The organism is Streptomyces sp. SD31 (assembly GCF_052068475.1).
In the GTDB taxonomy this organism is placed as follows: Bacteria; Actinomycetota; Actinomycetes; order Streptomycetales; family Streptomycetaceae; genus Streptomyces.
The window spans coordinates 401842-418827 of sequence record NZ_JBQHCX010000008.1 but is presented as its reverse complement, the minus strand read 5'-3'; the positions used below and the strand labels follow the sequence as shown (position 1 = coordinate 418827).

The following is a 16986-nucleotide window of genomic DNA, read 5'->3' as shown; positions in this document are numbered from 1 at the left end:
GTTCCACTATAGAACGGTGGTCGTTCGTGGACCTGTTGTCGAGAATTTCGGGGGATGCCATGAGTTCCGTGGAAGCAGACGAGCCGGACGGGGCCGCGGCGCCTCCGACGGCGCTGGTGTCGGAGCATGATCCGGGGCCGGACGCAGCCGTGGCCGAGCCCCCGGCCTACGCGCGCCGCTGGGCCGCGCTGGGCGTCATCCTCGGTGCCGAGATCATGGACCTGCTCGACGGCACGATCATGAACATCGCCGCCCCCGCGGTCCGCGCCGATCTGGGCGGCAGCCTCAGCGTCATCCAGTGGATCACCGTCGGGTACACGCTCGCCTTCGCCGTCCTGCTGGTGGTCGGCGGCCGGCTGGGCGACATCTACGGCCGTAAGCGCATGTTCGTCGTCGGCGCGGTCGGATTCACCCTGGCCTCCGTGCTGTGCGCGGTGGCGGGCAGTCCCGAGATGCTCATCGCCGCGCGCTTCCTGCAGGGCGGGCTGGGCGCGCTGATGATTCCGCAAGGGCTCGGCCTCATCAAGCAGATGTTCCCGCCCAAGGAGACCGCGGCGGCGTTCGGCGCGTTCGGGCCCGCCATCGGGCTGGGCGCCGTGCTCGGCCCCATCGTCGCCGGGTTCCTGGTCGACGCCGACCTGTTCGGCACCGGCTGGCGGGCCGTCTTCCTGATCAACCTGCCGATCGGGGCAGCGGTGATCGTCGGTGCGGTGCTGCTGCTGCCCGAGGGCAAGGCACCCGTGCGGCCGAAGTTCGACGTCGGCGGCACGCTGCTGGTGACGCTCGGGCTGACCCTGCTGATCTTCCCGCTCGTCCAGGGGCGCGAACGCGGCTGGCCCGCCTGGACGTATCTGCTGATGGCGGCCGGAGCGGCCGTGCTCGCCGCCTTCGTCGCCTACGAACTGCGGCAGGAGAAGCGCGGCGGTGCCACGCTCATCGAGCTCAGCCTGCTGCGCAGGTCCCGCTACGCCGCGGGACTCGCGGTGGCGCTGGTGTTCTTCACCGGCATCTCCGGAATGTCGCTGCTGCTCGGCCTGCATCTGCAGATCGGCCTGGGCTTCAGCCCGACCCGAGCCGCGTTGACGATGACGCCCTGGTCGGTGTTCCTGGTCGTCGGCGCGATCCTGACCGGGGCGGTGCTGGGAGCGAAGTTCGGCCGCAAGGCCCTGCACGGCGGGCTCGCGGTGCTGGCACTCGGCGTACTGGTCATGCTGCTGACGATCGGCGACCAGGCCGGCGATCTGACCAGCTGGGAGCTCGTCCCCGGCATCGCCGTGGCCGGGCTCGGCATGGGCATCATGATCGGTCTGCTCTTCGACATCGCCCTGGCCGACGTCGACAAGCAGGAGGCCGGCACCGCCTCCGGGATCCTCACCGCGGTCCAGCAGCTCGGCTTCGCGGTCGGCGCAGCGGTGCTCGCGACGCTGTTCTTCGGGCTGCTCGGCTCCCAGGCCACGGCGAGCGTCGATGACGGCGAGAGCCGCACCCGGTCCGAACTCGCCGCCGCCGGGGCGACTTCGGCAGAGCAGGACCGCCTCCTCGCCGACCTGCGGGTGTGCCTGAGGGAATCGGCGAGCCAGAAGGACTCCGAAACGACGCCCGACAGCTGCCGGAACATCCAGCAGGCCCGGCCGGAGCTCGCCGAGGCCACGGCGCGGGCCTGGCGGACCGCCCACACCGAGAACTTCAGCACCGCGATGGTCCGCACGCTCTGGGTCGTGATCGGACTGCTGGCGGTGTCCTTCGCGCTGGCCTTCCGGCTGCCGCCCAAGCCTCGTGAGGAAGAGGGTTTCTGATGACACGCAAACTGCTGGCCTGGCCCGGCGGACGCCGGGCCAAATGGCTGGTGCTCGTGGGCTGGATCGGTCTGCTGATCGTGCTCCAGCCACTGGCCGGAAAACTCGGCGACGTGGAGTCCAACGACGCCGCCGCCTGGCTCCCCGGCAACGCGGAATCGACCGAAGTGCTGGAGCTCTCCGAGAAGTTCCAGCCCGCCGACACCAGCCCGGCCATCGTCGTCTACGACCGCCCCTCCGGGATCACGGCCGCCGACGAGGCGAAGGCCCGGGCCGACGCCGCGGACTTCGCGGACGGCACCAACGTGGTGGGCAAGCCGTTCGGCCCGGTGCGCTCGGACGACGGCAAGGCCCTGCGCACCGTGGTCAGCGTCCACCTCGGCAAGGAGGGCTGGGAGGGGCTCAACGCGGCCACGAAGGATCTGCGGAAGGCCGCGCAGCCGAACGCGCCCGACGGTCTCGGCGTCCATGTGACGGGCCCGACCGGCTATGCCGCCGACTCCGCGGAGTCCTTCAGCAGCGCCGACTTCAAACTCACGCTGGCGACCTTCCTCATCGTCGTGACGATCCTCGTCGTCACCTACCGCAGCCCGCTGCTGTGGCTGCTGCCGATGATCTCCGCGGGCATGTCCCTGGTCATCTCGCAGGCCATCATCTACCTGCTGGCCAAGAACGCCGGACTCACGGTCAACGCCCAGACGGCGATGATCCTCACGGTGCTGGTGCTCGGCGCGGCCACCGACTACGCGCTGCTGCTCGTCGCCCGTTACCGGGAGGAGCTGCGGCGGCACGAGGACCGGCACGAGGCCATGGCCGTGGCGCTGCACCGTGCGGGTCCCGCCATCGTGGCCAGCGCCGCGACCGTCGCCATCAGCATGCTCGTCCTGCTGCTGGCCGCCCTGAACTCCACCAAGGGTCTCGGCCCGGTCTGCGCCGTCGGTGTGCTGGTCGGCCTGCTGTCGATGATGACGCTGCTGCCCGCCCTGCTGGTGATCTTCGGGCGGTGGATCTTCTGGCCGGCCCGGCCGAAGAACGGTACGGAGCCCGACGTCACCCGGGGCGTGTGGACTCGGGTCGCCCGGCTGGTCTCCGGCCGCCCGCGCGCGGTCTGGATCGCGACGAGCCTGGTGCTGGGGGCGGTGGCCATGCTGGCCGTCACCCTGAACGCCGACGGGCTGCAGCAGAAGGACGGTTTCAAGACCAAGCCCGAGTCGGTGGTGGGCGAGGAGATCCTCGCCCGGCACTTCCCGGCCGGTTCCGGTGAGCCGATGGTCGTCATCGCCAAGGACTCCTCGGCGGCCGAGGTGCGCGGCGCGCTGGAGAAGGTGCCCGGCGTCACCGAGGTCGCGGAGCCGCAGGTCAAGGACGGGCTGGCCTATGTCGAGGCGACGCTCAGCGCCGGAGCCGACTCTCCGGCGGCCATGGAGGCGGTCACCGCGGCCCGCGAGAGTCTCGGCCGGCTGGACGGGGCGGAGGCGATGGTGGGCGGCAGCAGCGCCGTCGTGCACGACATGCGGGAGGCCTCGAGCCGCGACCGCGGCCTGATCATCCCGGTGATTCTCGCCGTGGTGTTCTGCATCCTCGCGCTGCTGCTGCGGGCACTCGTGGCCCCGCTGCTGCTGATCGCGAGCGTGGTGCTGTCCTTCTTCACGGCGCTCGGCCTCGCCGCCTTCTTCTTCAACCACGTCTTCGACTTCGCGGGGGCCGATTCCGCCTTCCCGCTCTGGGTGTTCGTCTTCCTGGTCGCCCTGGGCGTCGACTACAACATCTTCCTCGTCACCCGGATCAGGGAGGAGAGCAACCGGCTCGGCACCCGGCAGGGTGCGCTCAAGGGCCTCACCTCGACCGGTGGCGTGATCACCGCGGCCGGTCTGGTGCTGGCCGGGACCTTCGCGGCCCTGGCCACGCTGCCGCTGGTCTTCATCGCCGAGCTCGGCTTCACGGTGGCGGTGGGCATCCTGCTCGACACCATGATCGTGCGGTCGGTCCTGGTCACCGCGCTCACCCTCGACGTCGGCCGGTGGATGTGGTGGCCGCACCGGCTCTTCCGACGTGAGGACACCCCAGAGGAAAAGGTCGGATCAGGAATTTCCGATTCTATGAATTCGGAGGCGCCGGCTCCTGTTTCCCGCTAGAAAGCCGGAAAATGTGAATCAGCGCAGCTTGCTGCGCTGATTTATATTTGGACAAACAAAAACGATCTCTTGTGACGCCAACCACATTGAAGTTTGTCAAGTAGGCCTGTTAGTGTCGCCCCTAAGAAAACGGAGAATCTCGACGGGGGCGCAGGATGAGATTCAATCTGTTGGGGCATGTCCATGTAATCAATGATGCGGGGCGGTTAATTCCGCTTAAATCCTCGAAGGCGACCCAGCTACTGGCATTGCTGCTGCTCAGGCGGCATGAGGTGGTGGGGTCGGGGGTCCTCATCGAGGAACTGTGGGCGGACGATCCGCCGCGCAGCGCCATGACAACACTGCAGACCTACGTCTACCACACCCGCCGAATGCTGGCGGAGCACCAGGTGACCGCCGAGGAACGGGAGTTGCTTCTGACCAGGCCGCCCGGTTACTGCGCCTTGATCGACGACGACGAGCTCGATGTCACGATCGTCGAGCGCCTGATCCGCAAGGGAAGTCGGCTGCTCGACGAGGACCGGCCCGAGGAGGCGCTCGCCTCGCTGAACGCGGGGCTGGATCTCTGGCGCGGCCCGGCACTGTCCACCGTGCCGTGCGGCCGGGTGCTCGAAACTCACATCGCTCATCTGGAAGAGCTCCGGCTCTTCGGAGTGCAGCTCCGCATCGACGCGAATTGGCGGCTGGGCAGGATAGGGCCGATGATTCCGGAGCTGCGGTCCCTGGTGGTTTCCCATCCGCTGAACGAGACCCTGCACGCCAAGCTGATGGGCGCGCTCTACCGGGTGGGCCGGCGGGCGGAGGCGCTGGCGTCGTACCGAAATCTCCGGCAGATTCTGTCGGACGAACTCGGGGTGGACCCGACGCCGGAAATTCAGCGTATGCATATGGAAATTCTCAACGGCGACCATGTGCTCGTGTAGGCACCGGTCCGTGAATGCGGTGAGGCCCCTCGCAGTCCGCGAGGGGCCTCACCGCATTCATTCGCCGCGGGACGTCAGTAGTTGCCCAGCCCGCCGCAGACGTTCAGCGCCTGCGCGGTGACCGCGGCCGCCCCGTCCCCGATCAGATAGGCGACCATCTCCGCCACCTCGGACGGCTGCACATACCGGCCGATCGGCACGCGCGCGGTGATGCGGTCGAAGGCCTCCTCGGTCGACACCTCCCAGATCTCCGAGTAGTGCTCGCGCACGGACGCGGCCATCGGCGTCTCGACGAATCCCGGGCAGACGGCGTTCACCGTGATGCCGGTTCGCGCGAGTTCGAGGCCGAGCGCTTTGCTGAAGCCGACCACGCCGTGCTTCGACGCGGAGTACGGGGCGGCGTGCACGACGCCCTGCTTCCCGCCCGTCGAGGCGATGTTGATGATCCGGCCGGTTCCCCGTTCGAGCATGCCGCCGGCCTTCAGGACCTGCTTGGTCATCCGGAACACGCTGGTGAGATTGGTGTCGATGACATCGAGCCAGAGCTCGTCGGCGAGCTCGGCCGTGGCGCCGCCGCCGGGCCGGCCCGCGTTGTTCACCAGGACGTCGACCGGACCGTAGCGCTCGACCACTGCCGCCACGAGCGCCTCGATCTCCGGGACCGAGCGGACGTCGCAGGTCTGCCCGTCCGCCTCCACTCCCGCTTCCCGCAGCTCCTTCAGCGTCGTGTGCAGCGCCTCCTCGCCGCGCGCGCAGACGAAGACGTTCAACCCCTCCTTACCGAGCCTTCGGGCGATCTCCAGCCCGATACCGCTCGTTGCGCCCGTCACCAGTGCGACCTTCGAGCCCTGCGTGGTCATGTGTCCCTCTCCCTGCTTGGTGGTCCCTCAGCTGCCCAGCCTTGGGCGCCCGGCTCGAGCGGCGGTCGAAGGGGGTTGGGGTGCGGCTGGGACGCCGCGGCGGTGGATCCGGCGTCGAGGGGATCCGTATCGGCCTTCGAGTCGCCTTCGAGCCACGCGGCCCACGATGACGACGACCACCGGACGAACTCATCGAAGGAGCTGTTCGGATTGAAGCGCAGAGTCGTCATCACGGGCGTCGGCGTCCGCGCCCCCGGCGGGAACGGCACGCGGCAGTTCTGGAAACTGCTCACCTCGGGGCGGACGGCGACGCGCCGGATCTCGTTCTTCGACCCCTCGCCGTACCGTTCACAGGTCGCCGCGGAAGCCGATTTCGACCCGGTCGCCGAGGGCTTCGGCCCGCGGGAGCTCGACCGCATGGACCGGGCCTCGCAGTTCGCCGTGGCCTGCGCCCGGGAGGCGGTCACCGCGAGCGGGCTCGACTTCGACACCCTTGACCCCACCCGGGTCGGCGTCAGCCTCGGCAGCGCGGTGGCCGCCGCGACCAGCCTGGAGCGCGAGTACCTGCTGCTGTCGGACTCCGGCCGGGAGTGGGAGGTCGACGCCGCCTGGCTGTCCCGGCACATGTTCGACTACCTGGTGCCCAGCGTCATGCCGGCCGAAGTGGCCTGGGCGGTCGGCGCCGAGGGCCCGGTCGCGATGGTCTCCAACGGCTGCACCTCGGGCCTGGACTCCGTGGGCCACGCGGTGCGGCTGATCGAGGAGGGCAGCGCCGACGTGATGCTCGCCGGGGCCGCCGACACCCCGATCACCCCGATCGTCGTCGCCTGCTTCGACGCGATCCGCGCCACCACGGCGCGCAACGACGACCCGGAGCACGCCTCGCGGCCGTTCGACGGCACCCGCGACGGCTTCGTACTGGCCGAGGGAGCCGCGATGTTCGTCCTGGAGGACTACGACAGCGCGCTGGCCCGCGGCGCCCGCATCCACGCCGAGATACCGGGGTACGCGACGCGCTGCAACGCGTATCACATGACGGGGCTGAAGGCCGACGGCCGCGAGATGGCCGAGGCCATCCGGGTCGCCCTCGACGAGTCCCGCGCGGACGCCACGGACATCGACTACATCAACGCCCATGGCTCCGGCACCCGGCAGAACGACCGCCACGAGACCGCGGCCTACAAGCGCGCGCTCGGCGATCACGCCCGACGCACCCCGGTCAGCTCGATCAAGTCGATGGTCGGCCACTCGCTCGGCGCGATCGGCTCGCTGGAGATCGCGGCATCCGTGCTCGCCCTCGAACACGGCGTGGTGCCACCGACCGCGAACCTGCACACCAGCGACCCCGAGTGCGATCTCGACTATGTGCCGCTGGAGGCGCGGGAACGGAAGTTGGGGACCGTGCTCACCGTGGGCAGCGGCTTCGGCGGCTTCCAGAGCGCGATGGTCCTGCGCAGCGCCGAGGCCGCGGGGGCGATCGCATGAGCGTCCTCATCACCGGAGTCGGCGTCCTCGCACCCAACGGCCTCGGCCTGGAGCCGTACTGGGCGGCCGTGCTGGCCGGCCGTATCGGCCTCGGCCCGGTCACCCGCTTCGACGTGAGCCGCTACCCGGCCACGCTCGCCGGTCAGATCGACGACTTCCACGCCCCGGACCACGTTCCGGGCCGGCTGCTGCCGCAGACGGACCCCTCCACGCGGCTCGCACTGACCGCCGCCGCCTGGGCGCTTCAGGACGCGAAGGCCGACCCGGAGTCGCTGACCGACTACGACATGGGTGTCGTGACGGCCAACGCCTGCGGCGGATTCGACTTCACGCACCGGGAGTTCCGCAAGCTGTGGACCGAGGGCCCCAAGTCGGTCAGCGTGTACGAGTCCTTCGCCTGGTTCTACGCCGTGAACACCGGCCAGATCTCCATCCGGCACGGCATGCGCGGCCCGAGCAGCGCCCTGGTCGCCGAGCAGGCCGGAGGACTGGACGCCCTCGCCCACGCCCGCCGCACGATCCGCCGCGGCACCCCGCTGGTGGTCTCCGGCGGCGTCGACTCGGCACTCGACCCATGGGGCTGGGTCTCCCAGCTCGCCGGCGGGCGGGTCAGCACCGCCACCGACCCGGCCCGGGCCTACCTGCCCTTCGACGAGCAGGCGGCCGGTTATGTCCCCGGTGAGGGTGGCGCCATCCTCGTCCTGGAGGACAGCGCCGCGGCCGAGGCCCGGGGCCGGCACGAGGCGTACGGCGAACTCGCGGGCTGCGCCTCGACCTTCGACCCGCCCCCCGGCTCCGGACGGCCCCCGGGCCTGGAGCGCGCGATCCGGCTCGCGCTGACCGACGCCGGCCTCGGCCCCGGGGACGTCGACGTCGTGTTCGCCGACGGCGCGGGCGTACCCGAGCTGGACGCCGCGGAGGCCCGGGCCATCGGCCAGGTGTTCGGCAGCCACGGCGTGCCCGTCACCGTCCCGAAGACCACGACGGGCCGGCTCTACTCCGGCGGCGGCCCCCTCGACGTGGTCACCGCCCTGATGTCCCTGCGCGAAGGCGTGATCCCGCCGACCGCGGGCGTGGCGGCCGTACCGCAGGAGTACGGCATCGACCTGGTGCTCGGCGAACCGCGCACCGCGCCCCTGCGCACCGCCCTGGTCCTGGCCAGGGGCCGCTGGGGCTTCAACTCGGCGGTCGTCCTGCGCCGCCCCGAACCGACCTCGTAACCACCTCACAGCGACACCGAGAACTGGAGACAGCAATGGCAACCCTGCTGACCATCGACGACCTGCGCCGCATCCTCATCGAATGCGCCGGTGAGACCGACGGAACCGACCTGTCCGGCGACATCCTCGACACCCGCTTCGAGACCATCGGCTATGACTCGCTCGCCCTGATGGAGACCGCGGCACGGCTGGAGAGCCGGTACGACGTGGCCATCCCCGACGACGTCGCGGGCCGCGTCGACACGCCCCGCGAACTGCTCGACCTGGTCAACGGCGCGCTGGCCGAGGCAGCATGAACCGGCCGGGAGAACACCGGGTGGTCCACACCCTCACCACCCCGGCCCCGGCGCGACGGCTGTACGAGCTGGTCGCGCGGGCCGAACTCTGGCCGGCCGTCTTCGAACCCGCGGTGCACGTACGGATTCTGGAGCGCGGCCAGGGCACGGAACGCTTCCAGATCTGGGCGAGCGTGGCCGGACAGGTGAAGACCTGGACGTCCCGTCGGACGCTGGACCCCGACGCCCTGCGGGTCACCTTCCGGCAGGAGCGCACCCAGCCGCCGATCGCCTCGATGGGCGGAAGCTGGGAGTTCCGGGGCGACGGCGACGGCACCGAGATCGTGCTGACCCACGACTTCGCCGCGGTCGACGAAGCCGCCCTGCCGGGACTGCGCGCGGCGCTGGACGCGAACAGCGAGAAGGAGCTGGCCGCGCTGGCCCGGCTCGCCGAGCGGCAACACCCGGTCGAGGAGCTCCTGTTCACGTTCGAGGACACGCTTGAGGTGCCGTCGGGGGACGACGCCTACGCCTTCATCGAGCGCAGCGACCTGTGGCCGGACCGGCTGCCGCACGTGGGGAAAGTGACGCTGACCGAGGATGCGGCGAGCACCGGCACGCCCGGCGTGCAGGACATGACCATGGAGACGGTGACCGCCGACGGCAGTACGCACACGACCCACTCGATCCGGCTCTGCTTCCCCGGCGAGAGCATCGTGTACAAGCAGCTCGTCCCGCCCGCCCTGCTCACCGGGCACAGCGGTGCCTGGCTCTTCGACAGGAACGAGAAGGACACCGTCACCGCCCGTCACACCGTGGCGATCGACCCGGCCCGGGTCGAAGAGGTCCTGGGCGAGGGCAGGACCGTCGCCGATGCCCGCGCCTATCTGCGTGAGGCGCTCGGCGCCAACAGCCGGGCCACACTCCGCCACGCGGCGGCCGCTGCCGCTGCTGCCAGGCCCGCGCCGTGACGGCCGCGGTCCATGAGGTCGCCGAGGGCGTCTACGCGTACGCGCAGGCCCCCGGCGGCTGGTGTGTCAGCAACGCGGGCATCGTCGTGGGCGGCGACGGCGCCCTCGTCGTCGACACGCTGTCGACGATCCCGAGGGCGCGGCGGCTGGCCGAGACGGTCGACAAGCTCGCCGCGGGCCCGGGCCGCACCGTGGTCAACACCCACTTCCACGGCGACCACGCGTTCGGCAACCAGGTCTTCCCGCCGGGGACGCCGATCATCGCGCACGAGGACATGCGGGCCGCCATGGTGACGACGGGCCTGGCCCTCACCGGGCTGTGGCCGCGGGTCGACTGGGGCGAGATCGAGGTGACGCCGCCGACCGTGACCTTCCGCGACCGCCTCACCGTGCACGTCGGCGAGCGCCGGGCCGAACTGATCTGCGTCGGCCCCGCGCACACCGGACACGATGTGGTGGTCTGGCTGCCCGAGGAGCGGGTGCTGTTCGCGGGGGACATCGTCATGTCGGGCGTCACCCCGTTCGTGCTCTTCGGCTCGGTGGCCGGCACGCTGGCCGCGCTCGACCGGCTGGCGGAACTGGAGCCCGAGGTCGTCGTCGGCGGGCACGGCCCGGTGGCGGGACCCGAGGTGCTCGACGCCAACCGGGACTATCTGCACTGGGTCCAACGCCTCGCCGCCGAGGCGGCCGACAGCGGGCTGACCCCGCTGCAGGCCGCGCGCGAGGCGGACCTCGGCGCCTTCGCCGACCTGCTGGACGCGGAGCGTCTCGTCGCCAACCTGCACCGGGCTCACGAGGAACTGCTGAACACACCGCCGCGCGACGCCATGGAGATCTTCGCGGAGCTGGTCGCCTACAACGGTGGGCGGCTGCCCACCTGCCTCGCCTAAGGAGTCAAAGATGGCCGCCGACCAGGGAATGCTCCGGGACGCCATGGCCCGGGTGCCCGCCGGGGTGGCGCTCGTCACCGCCCATGACCGCGGGGGAGTCCCGCACGGTTTCACCGCCAGCTCGTTCGTGTCCGTCTCGATGGAGCCGCCGCTCGCGCTGGTCTGTCTGGCCCGTACGGCCAATTCCTTCCCCGTGTTCGACAGTTGTGGCGAGTTCGCGGTGAGCGTGCTGCGCGACGACCACACCGAGCTGGCCATGCGCTTCGCACGCAAGTCCGCGGACAAGTTCGCGGGTGGGGAGTTCATCCGCACCGCACGGGGCGGGACCGTGCTCGACGGGGCGCTCGCGGTCGTCGAGTGCACGGTCCACGAGCGCTACCCCGCGGGCGACCACATCATCCTGCTCGGCGAGGTCCAGGCCGTGCACGTCGAGGAGAAGGGGGCGCCGGCGGTGTACGTGGACCGAGGGTTCGCCGCCCTGTGCTCGGGGACGGGGGCCTGCATGGCCGCCGCCGAGCGGGGCGCGCATGCGCACGCCGGCTGAGGAGACGTGCCGAGGAGACGTAAGGAGGAACCATGTCCGTGACCGACGAGGTGACCGGCGAGGTGACCGGTGAGCACCTGGCCGGACTCGCTCGGATCCGGGCGCAGGCCGAGGCCGGCCCGGGGGAGCAGGCGACCCGGGCGCAGCACGCCAGAGGGAAGCTGACGGCCCGGGAGCGGATCGCGCTGCTGCTGGACCCGGGCTCCTTCCAGGAGGTCGAGCAGCTGCGCCGGCACCGGGCGAGCGGCTTCGGTCTGGAGCACAAGCGGCCGTACACGGACGGTGTGATCACCGGCTGGGGCACGGTCGACGGCCGGACGGTCTTCGTCTACGCCCATGACTTCAGGATCTTCGGCGGCTCGCTCGGCGAGGCGCACGCCGCGAAGATCCACAAGATCATGGACATGGCGCTCTCGGCGGGCGCCCCGCTCGTGAGCCTCAACGACGGGGCAGGGGCGCGGATCCAGGAGGGCGTCTCCGCGCTGGCCGGCTACGGCGGGATCTTCCGCCGCAACACCCGTGCCTCGGGGGTGATCCCGCAGATCTCGGTGATGCTCGGTCCGTGTGCGGGCGGCGCGGCGTACTCGCCGGCGCTGACGGACTTCGTGTTCATGGTGCGCGAGACCGCGCAGATGTTCATCACCGGCCCGGACGTGGTCAGCGCCGTCACCGGCGCGCAGCTCACCCAGAACGCGCTGGGCGGCGCGGATGTGCACGCCACGACGTCCGGGGTGGCGCACTTCGTGTACGAGGACGAGGAGACCTGTCTGGCGGAAGTGCGCTATCTGCTCTCCCTGCTGCCGTCCAACAACCGGCAGAACCCGCCCGTCCACCCCTCCGACGACCCGGCGAACCGGCTCACCTCCACGCTCTACGACCTGGTGCCGCAGGACGGCAACCAGCCGTACGACATGCACAAGGTGATCGAGGAACTCGTCGACGACGGCGACTGGCTGGAGGTCCACGAGCGCTGGGCCCGGAACATCGTCTGCGGCCTCGCCCGGCTGGACGGCCGGGTGGTGGGCATCGTCGCCAACCAGCCGCAGACGCTGGCCGGCGTGCTGGACATCGCGGCCTCGGAGAAGGCCGGCCGTTTCGTGACGATGTGCGACGCCTTCAACATCCCGATCGTGACCCTGCTCGACGTGCCGGGCTTCCTGCCCGGGGCGGACCAGGAGCACGGCGGCATCATCCGCCACGGCGCGAAACTCCTCTACGCCTACTGCAACGCCACCGTCCCCCGGGTCTCGATCGTCCTGCGCAAGGCCTACGGCGGCGCTTACATCGTGCTGGACTCCCAGTCCATCGGCGCCGACCTGACCTTCGCCTGGCCGACCAACGAGATCGCCGTGATGGGCGCCGAAGGCGCGGCCAACGTCATCTTCCGGCGCGACATCGCCGCGGCCGACGACCCCGAGGCCAAACGCGCCGAGATGGTCAAGCAGTACAAGTCCGAGCTGATGCACCCGTACTACGCGGCCGAACGGGGCCTGGTCGACGATGTCATCGACCCGGCGGAAACCCGCGAGATCCTGATCCGCTCACTCGCGATGCTCCGGACGAAGCACGCCGACCTGCCGTCGCGCAAGCACGGCAACCCACCGCAGTGACCACGCCGGCCGGCGCGATCGCCGCCGAACTCCGCGTCGAGAAGGGCCGGGCGAGCGCCGAGGAGATAGCGGCCCTCACCGCGGTCCTCCTCGCCCGAGCCACCGCCCAGCCCGACTCGCCGGCGGTGCACTGCCCCGACAGCCCAGCGGGCTGGCGCCGCCTGGAACGCACACCGGGCTTCCGCGCGGCGCACAGTTGGCAGGAGCCGGGTTGATGCCGGTCCTGCTCCGCGAGGCCGTGCACGACGAAGCCCTTGCCGTAGAGCGTCGCGTCGGGGTTCTCCGTATCCGCCCGGACACTCACCGAGGACGCGGGCCCTTGCCGGTCGGCCTTGTCGTCGGCCTCGCTGGCGACCTCCGCGTCGTGCTCCGAGGTCAGCCACTCGGCGCCCTTCGCCACCAGGAACAGCACGAGCGAGCTCACGACCACCCAGCACAGCCTGATGAGGATCTTCCGATTCCGTCTGCGCGGGGCCGCGTCCGCCGCCTCGGGGACGACGGGGAAGTTGATGTCATGTCATGAGGCGGCCGGCCCAGGCACCTGCCGGCACGCCTCCGCATACGCCCGCACCAGCGGCCGCCCCCCATCCTCCGCGCGCCACGCCAGCGCATACCGGCTCGGCGAGAGCCCCCGCACCGGCCGCGTCACCACTCCACCCAGGCTGATCAGCGGGGCGTTGCCCGCCGCGACCAGGCAGACACCGAGACCGGCGACCAGCGCCTCGTACGTCTCCTCCGTACTCGCGACCTCCGCCCCGACCCGCGGCGCACGGCCTCCCCGTTCCTCCAGGGCGAGCCAGTAGTCCCGCAACGGCCCCGCACTCGCCGGCAGCGCGAGGATCGGCTCGTCCATCAGGTCCGTGAAGTCGATCTCCGCACGGGCCGCGAGCGGGTGGGACTCCGGGAGGGCGACCAGGCGCGGCTCCTCGGCGACCACCGTCCAGGCGTAGCGCTCGGCGTCGGGCAGGGGCAGCCAGACGAACGCCACGTCGGCGTCGCCGCCGGCCAAGCCCGCCGTCGGGTCCTCCCAGCTCACCTGGCGCAGGCGCAGGACCGTGTCCGGGTGCGCGGCGGTGAAGCGGGAGCGGATCGCCGGGAGCAGGCCGCCGCGGCCCGGGCTGGTGCTCATGCCGACGACCAGCGTGCCGCGTGCCGCCGCCCGGGCCGCCTCCATTGCCGCCGCCCCCGCCGACCAGGCGTCCAGCACGCGCCGCGCATGCGGCAGCAGTGCCAGGCCGGCCTCCGTCAGGGCCACGCCCTGCGGATCGCGCCGGAACAGTTGGACGCCCAACTGCCGCTCCAGCGACCGTACTTGCTTGCTCAGCGCGGGCTGCGAGACATACAACCGCTCGGCTGCACGGGTGAAGTGCAGCTCCTCGGCCACCGTCACGAAGTAGCGCAGGTCGCGCACATGAACGTCCATGGTCATAACCATCGGTTATCAGCGTGGGTCTTGGACGGGCAACCGGTGCCGGCCGCACTCTGGGCCGTACGTGAGGCGACGACGAGGAGCTGTCATGAACAAGGTGTGGCTGATCACCGGTGCGACCAGTGGCTTCGGACGGGCGATCGCGGAGGCGGCGCTCGCCCAGGGCGACGTGGTGGTCGGCGCGGCGCGGCGGCCCGAGGGCCTGGATGACCTGGTGGCCGCGCACCCCGACCAGGTGGAGGCGCTGCGCCTGGACGTCACGCGGACGGGGGCCGCCGAAGCCGCCGTACAGGACGTTGTCGCGCGGCACGGACGGATCGACGTCCTCGTCAACAACGCGGGCCGCACCCACGTCGGCGCCTTCGAGGAGACGACGGAACAGGAGCTGCGCGAGCTGTTCGACCTGCATGTCTTCGGGCCGGCCGCCCTCACCCGCGCCGTACTGCCGCACATGCGCGAGCGGCGCTCCGGCGCGATCGTGCAGATGAGCAGCATGGGCGGCCAGATGTCCTTCGCGGGCTTCTCGGCGTACAGCGGAACGAAGTTCGCCCTGGAGGGCCTGTCCGAGGGGCTCGCGGACGAGGTCGCCGAGTTCGGCATCAAGGTGCTGATCGTCGAGCCGGGTTCCTTCCGCACCTCGCTGTTCGAGACCGGCCGGGCCGGTGCCAGCGCGGACAGCGGCCTGTACCCCAAGGTGAGCCGGACCCGCGGCTTCGTCTCCGACGGCGACGGCAGCCAGCCCGGCGACCCGGCGAAGGCGGCCTCCCTGATCCTGGCCGCGCTGGAGGCCGAGGAGCCCCCGCTGCGGCTGCCGTTGGGCGACGACGGGGTCACGGCCGTACTCGGCCATCTGGACCAGGTGCGGGAGGACGTCGCCGCCTGGGAGAAGCGCACGCGCGCGACCGCCTTCGGCGACTGACCGGAGCATCCGGCGGCGATGAACGCCCTCCAGGCGGCGAGGCCGGCCTGGAGGGCGTCGCCGTCTTCCTCTTGCAGGGCCCTTGTGCAATTCCTGTGGAGGCCTCAATCTTTCGGCTGACGCGCAGCAACAGCACAGGAAATTGACATGTTCCTGTCCGCTTCGTGTCGCCCCCACAAGCGCACCACCACTCGAGGAGGACCCCTCAGATGGCAGTGATGCGTAACTCCCGAAGAGACACCCGGCGAAGACTGGCCGCCCTCAGCGCCGCGGCCACCGCGGCCCTCACCGCGAGCCTGGTCTCCGCTCTCCCCGCCGCGGCCGCACCCGAGGGCCGCATCCAGTACGCGGGCGCGGCCAACGCCGTGGCCGACAGCTACCTCGTGAACCTCAGGGCGGACCACGCCCGTTCGGGCTCCGAGGCCGGACGCGCCCTGGTCGAGAAGTACGGCGCCGACATCGAGCGGACGTACCGGAAGGCCCTCAACGGCTACGCGATCGAGGCATCCGAGGCCGAGGCCAAGGCACTCGCCGCCGACCCGGCCGTCGCCTCCGTCGTCCAGAACCGCACGTTCAGCATCGACGCGACCCAGACCAACCCGCCCTCCTGGGGCCTGGACCGCGCGGACCAGCGCAACCTCCCCCTGAACAGCTCGTACACGTACCCGGACTCGGCCGGTCAGGGCGTGACCGCGTACGTCATCGACACCGGCGTCCGCATCACCCACAGCGACTTCGGCGGCCGCGCCTCCTACGGCTACGACGCCATCGACAACGACAACACCGCTCAGGACGGCCACGGCCACGGCACGCACGTCGCGGGCACGGTCGCCGGAAACGCCTACGGCGTCGCCAAGAAGGCCAAGATCGTCGGCGTCCGCGTCCTGAACAACTCCGGCCAGGGCACCACCGCCCAGGTCGTCGCCGGTATCGACTGGGTCGCCCAGAACGCGGTCAAGCCGGCCGTCGCCAACATGTCCCTCGGCGGCGGCGCCGACACCGCCCTCGACACGGCCGTACGCAACGCCATCGCCTCCGGCGTCACCTTCGCCGTCGCGGCCGGCAACGAGTCGACCAACGCCTCCACCAGGTCACCAGCACGCGTCACCGAGGCCATCACGGTCGGCGCGACGACCAGCTCGGACGCAAAGGCGAGCTACTCCAACTACGGCTCGGTCCTCGACCTGTTCGCGCCGGGCTCGTCCATCACCTCAACCTGGAACACGAGCGACTCGGCGACCAACACCATCTCCGGTACGTCGATGGCGACCCCGCACGTAGCGGGCGCGGCCGCGCTCCACCTCGCCGCCAACCCCTCGGCCACCCCGTCCCAGGTCGCCTCGGCCCTGACGTCCGCCGCCACGACCGGCGTCGTCACCAGCCCCGGCACAGGCTCACCCAACCGCCTCCTCCACGTCGGCGGCGGCACGACAACCCCGCCGGGCCCACGCTTCGAGAACACCGCCGACTACACGATCAGCGACAACTCCACGGTCGAGTCCCCGGTGGCGGTCACCGGCGTCTCCGGCAACGCACCCTCGGCCCTCGCGGTCGAGGTCCACATCGTCCACACGTACATCGGCGACCTCCAGGTCCAGCTGATAGCCCCCGACGGCACGGCGTACACACTCAAGTCGTACGGCACGGGCGGCAGTTCGGACAACATCAACACCACGTACTCGGTGAACGCCTCCTCGGAGGCCGCCAACGGCACGTGGAAACTGCGCGTGAGCGACAACGCGAACATCGACACCGGACGGATCGACGCTTGGGCGCTCCAGTTCTAGCCCTGACCCACTGATCCCCCTCGTCCTCGCGGACCGGCCCCGGGCCGACCGCGAGGACGAGCCGTTATAAGGCGGCATCGAAGGGACGGCGTACCCCCACGGTCCCGCAGTCGCGTACGGCGGGAAGGGGACGTGCCGGGGG

General features: G+C 70.9%; 15 protein-coding genes. 13 read left to right on the top strand and 2 right to left on the bottom strand.

The window, feature by feature from the left end:
• Nucleotides 1-59: 59 nt before the first annotated feature.
• The 3 genes from ACTMVF_RS19995 (at nt 60) to ACTMVF_RS19985 (ending at nt 4854) form a co-directional block, all read left to right on the top strand.
• Nucleotides 60-1796: an MFS transporter gene (locus ACTMVF_RS19995; protein WP_441272411.1), complete on the top strand. Its 1737-nt coding sequence runs from the start codon at nt 60-62 to the stop codon at nt 1794-1796.
• Complete coding sequence (locus ACTMVF_RS19990; RefSeq protein ID WP_441272410.1) at nt 1796-3931, top strand: MMPL family transporter; 2136 nt, start codon at nt 1796-1798, stop codon at nt 3929-3931. Before ACTMVF_RS19995 ends, ACTMVF_RS19990 begins: the two co-directional genes overlap by 1 nt.
• Nucleotides 3932-4086: 155 nt before the next feature.
• On the top strand, nt 4087-4854 hold the full coding sequence (locus tag ACTMVF_RS19985) for an AfsR/SARP family transcriptional regulator (RefSeq protein ID WP_441272409.1): 768 nt from the start codon (nt 4087-4089) through the stop codon (nt 4852-4854).
• A gap of 74 nt (nt 4855-4928) precedes the next feature.
• Here ACTMVF_RS19985 and ACTMVF_RS19980 read toward each other — a convergent pair whose 3' ends face one another.
• A complete protein-coding gene (locus ACTMVF_RS19980; RefSeq protein ID WP_441272408.1) occupies nt 4929-5714 on the bottom strand; it encodes a 3-oxoacyl-ACP reductase in 786 nt (261 codons plus the stop codon).
• Nucleotides 5715-5789: 75 nt separating this feature from the next.
• Between ACTMVF_RS19980 and ACTMVF_RS19975 the strand changes: the two genes are divergently transcribed.
• The 8 genes from ACTMVF_RS19975 to ACTMVF_RS19940 are packed head-to-tail and all read left to right on the top strand — an operon-like array spanning nt 5790 to nt 12924.
• Nucleotides 5790-7199 carry a beta-ketoacyl-[acyl-carrier-protein] synthase family protein gene (locus ACTMVF_RS19975; RefSeq protein WP_441272407.1) on the top strand — a complete coding sequence of 470 codons (1410 nt, stop codon included), beginning with the start codon at nt 5790-5792 and terminating at the stop codon, nt 7197-7199.
• Nucleotides 7196-8419 carry a ketosynthase chain-length factor gene (locus tag ACTMVF_RS19970; protein ID WP_441272406.1) on the top strand — a complete coding sequence of 408 codons (1224 nt, stop codon included), beginning with the start codon at nt 7196-7198 and terminating at the stop codon, nt 8417-8419. The genes ACTMVF_RS19975 and ACTMVF_RS19970 overlap by 4 nt, the downstream gene beginning before the upstream one ends.
• A gap of 35 nt (nt 8420-8454) precedes the next feature.
• A complete protein-coding gene (locus ACTMVF_RS19965) occupies nt 8455-8715 on the top strand; it encodes an acyl carrier protein (RefSeq protein ID WP_369172133.1) in 261 nt (86 codons plus the stop codon).
• Complete coding sequence (locus ACTMVF_RS19960; RefSeq protein ID WP_441272405.1) at nt 8712-9665, top strand: aromatase/cyclase; 954 nt, start codon at nt 8712-8714, stop codon at nt 9663-9665. The genes ACTMVF_RS19965 and ACTMVF_RS19960 overlap by 4 nt, the downstream gene beginning before the upstream one ends.
• Entirely contained in the window at nt 9662-10555 is an 894-nt protein-coding gene (locus ACTMVF_RS19955) for an MBL fold metallo-hydrolase (protein ID WP_441272404.1), read from the top strand. Before ACTMVF_RS19960 ends, ACTMVF_RS19955 begins: the two co-directional genes overlap by 4 nt.
• A gap of 10 nt (nt 10556-10565) precedes the next feature.
• Complete coding sequence (locus tag ACTMVF_RS19950; RefSeq protein WP_441272403.1) at nt 10566-11099, top strand: flavin reductase family protein; 534 nt, start codon at nt 10566-10568, stop codon at nt 11097-11099.
• Nucleotides 11100-11131: 32 nt separating this feature from the next.
• Nucleotides 11132-12709 carry an acyl-CoA carboxylase subunit beta gene (locus ACTMVF_RS19945; protein WP_441272402.1) on the top strand — a complete coding sequence of 526 codons (1578 nt, stop codon included), beginning with the start codon at nt 11132-11134 and terminating at the stop codon, nt 12707-12709.
• Nucleotides 12706-12924, top strand: coding sequence for an acyl-CoA carboxylase subunit epsilon (locus ACTMVF_RS19940; RefSeq protein WP_441272401.1), 219 nt, complete (start codon nt 12706-12708; stop codon nt 12922-12924). The genes ACTMVF_RS19945 and ACTMVF_RS19940 overlap by 4 nt, the downstream gene beginning before the upstream one ends.
• Before the next feature lie 302 nt (nt 12925-13226).
• Here the strand turns inward: ACTMVF_RS19940 and ACTMVF_RS19935 are convergent, their stop codons facing one another.
• A complete protein-coding gene (locus ACTMVF_RS19935; protein WP_441272400.1) occupies nt 13227-14138 on the bottom strand; it encodes a LysR family transcriptional regulator in 912 nt (303 codons plus the stop codon).
• An 88-nt stretch (nt 14139-14226) separates the two neighbouring features.
• Between ACTMVF_RS19935 and ACTMVF_RS19930 the strand changes: the two genes are divergently transcribed.
• The gene (locus tag ACTMVF_RS19930; protein WP_441272399.1) at nt 14227-15057 is read left to right on the top strand and encodes an oxidoreductase; all 831 of its coding nucleotides are present in this window, start codon (nt 14227-14229) and stop codon (nt 15055-15057) included.
• Nucleotides 15058-15266: 209 nt separating this feature from the next.
• Complete coding sequence (locus tag ACTMVF_RS19925) at nt 15267-16844, top strand: S8 family peptidase (protein ID WP_441272398.1); 1578 nt, start codon at nt 15267-15269, stop codon at nt 16842-16844.
• The last annotated feature ends 142 nt before the right edge of the window (nt 16845-16986 follow it).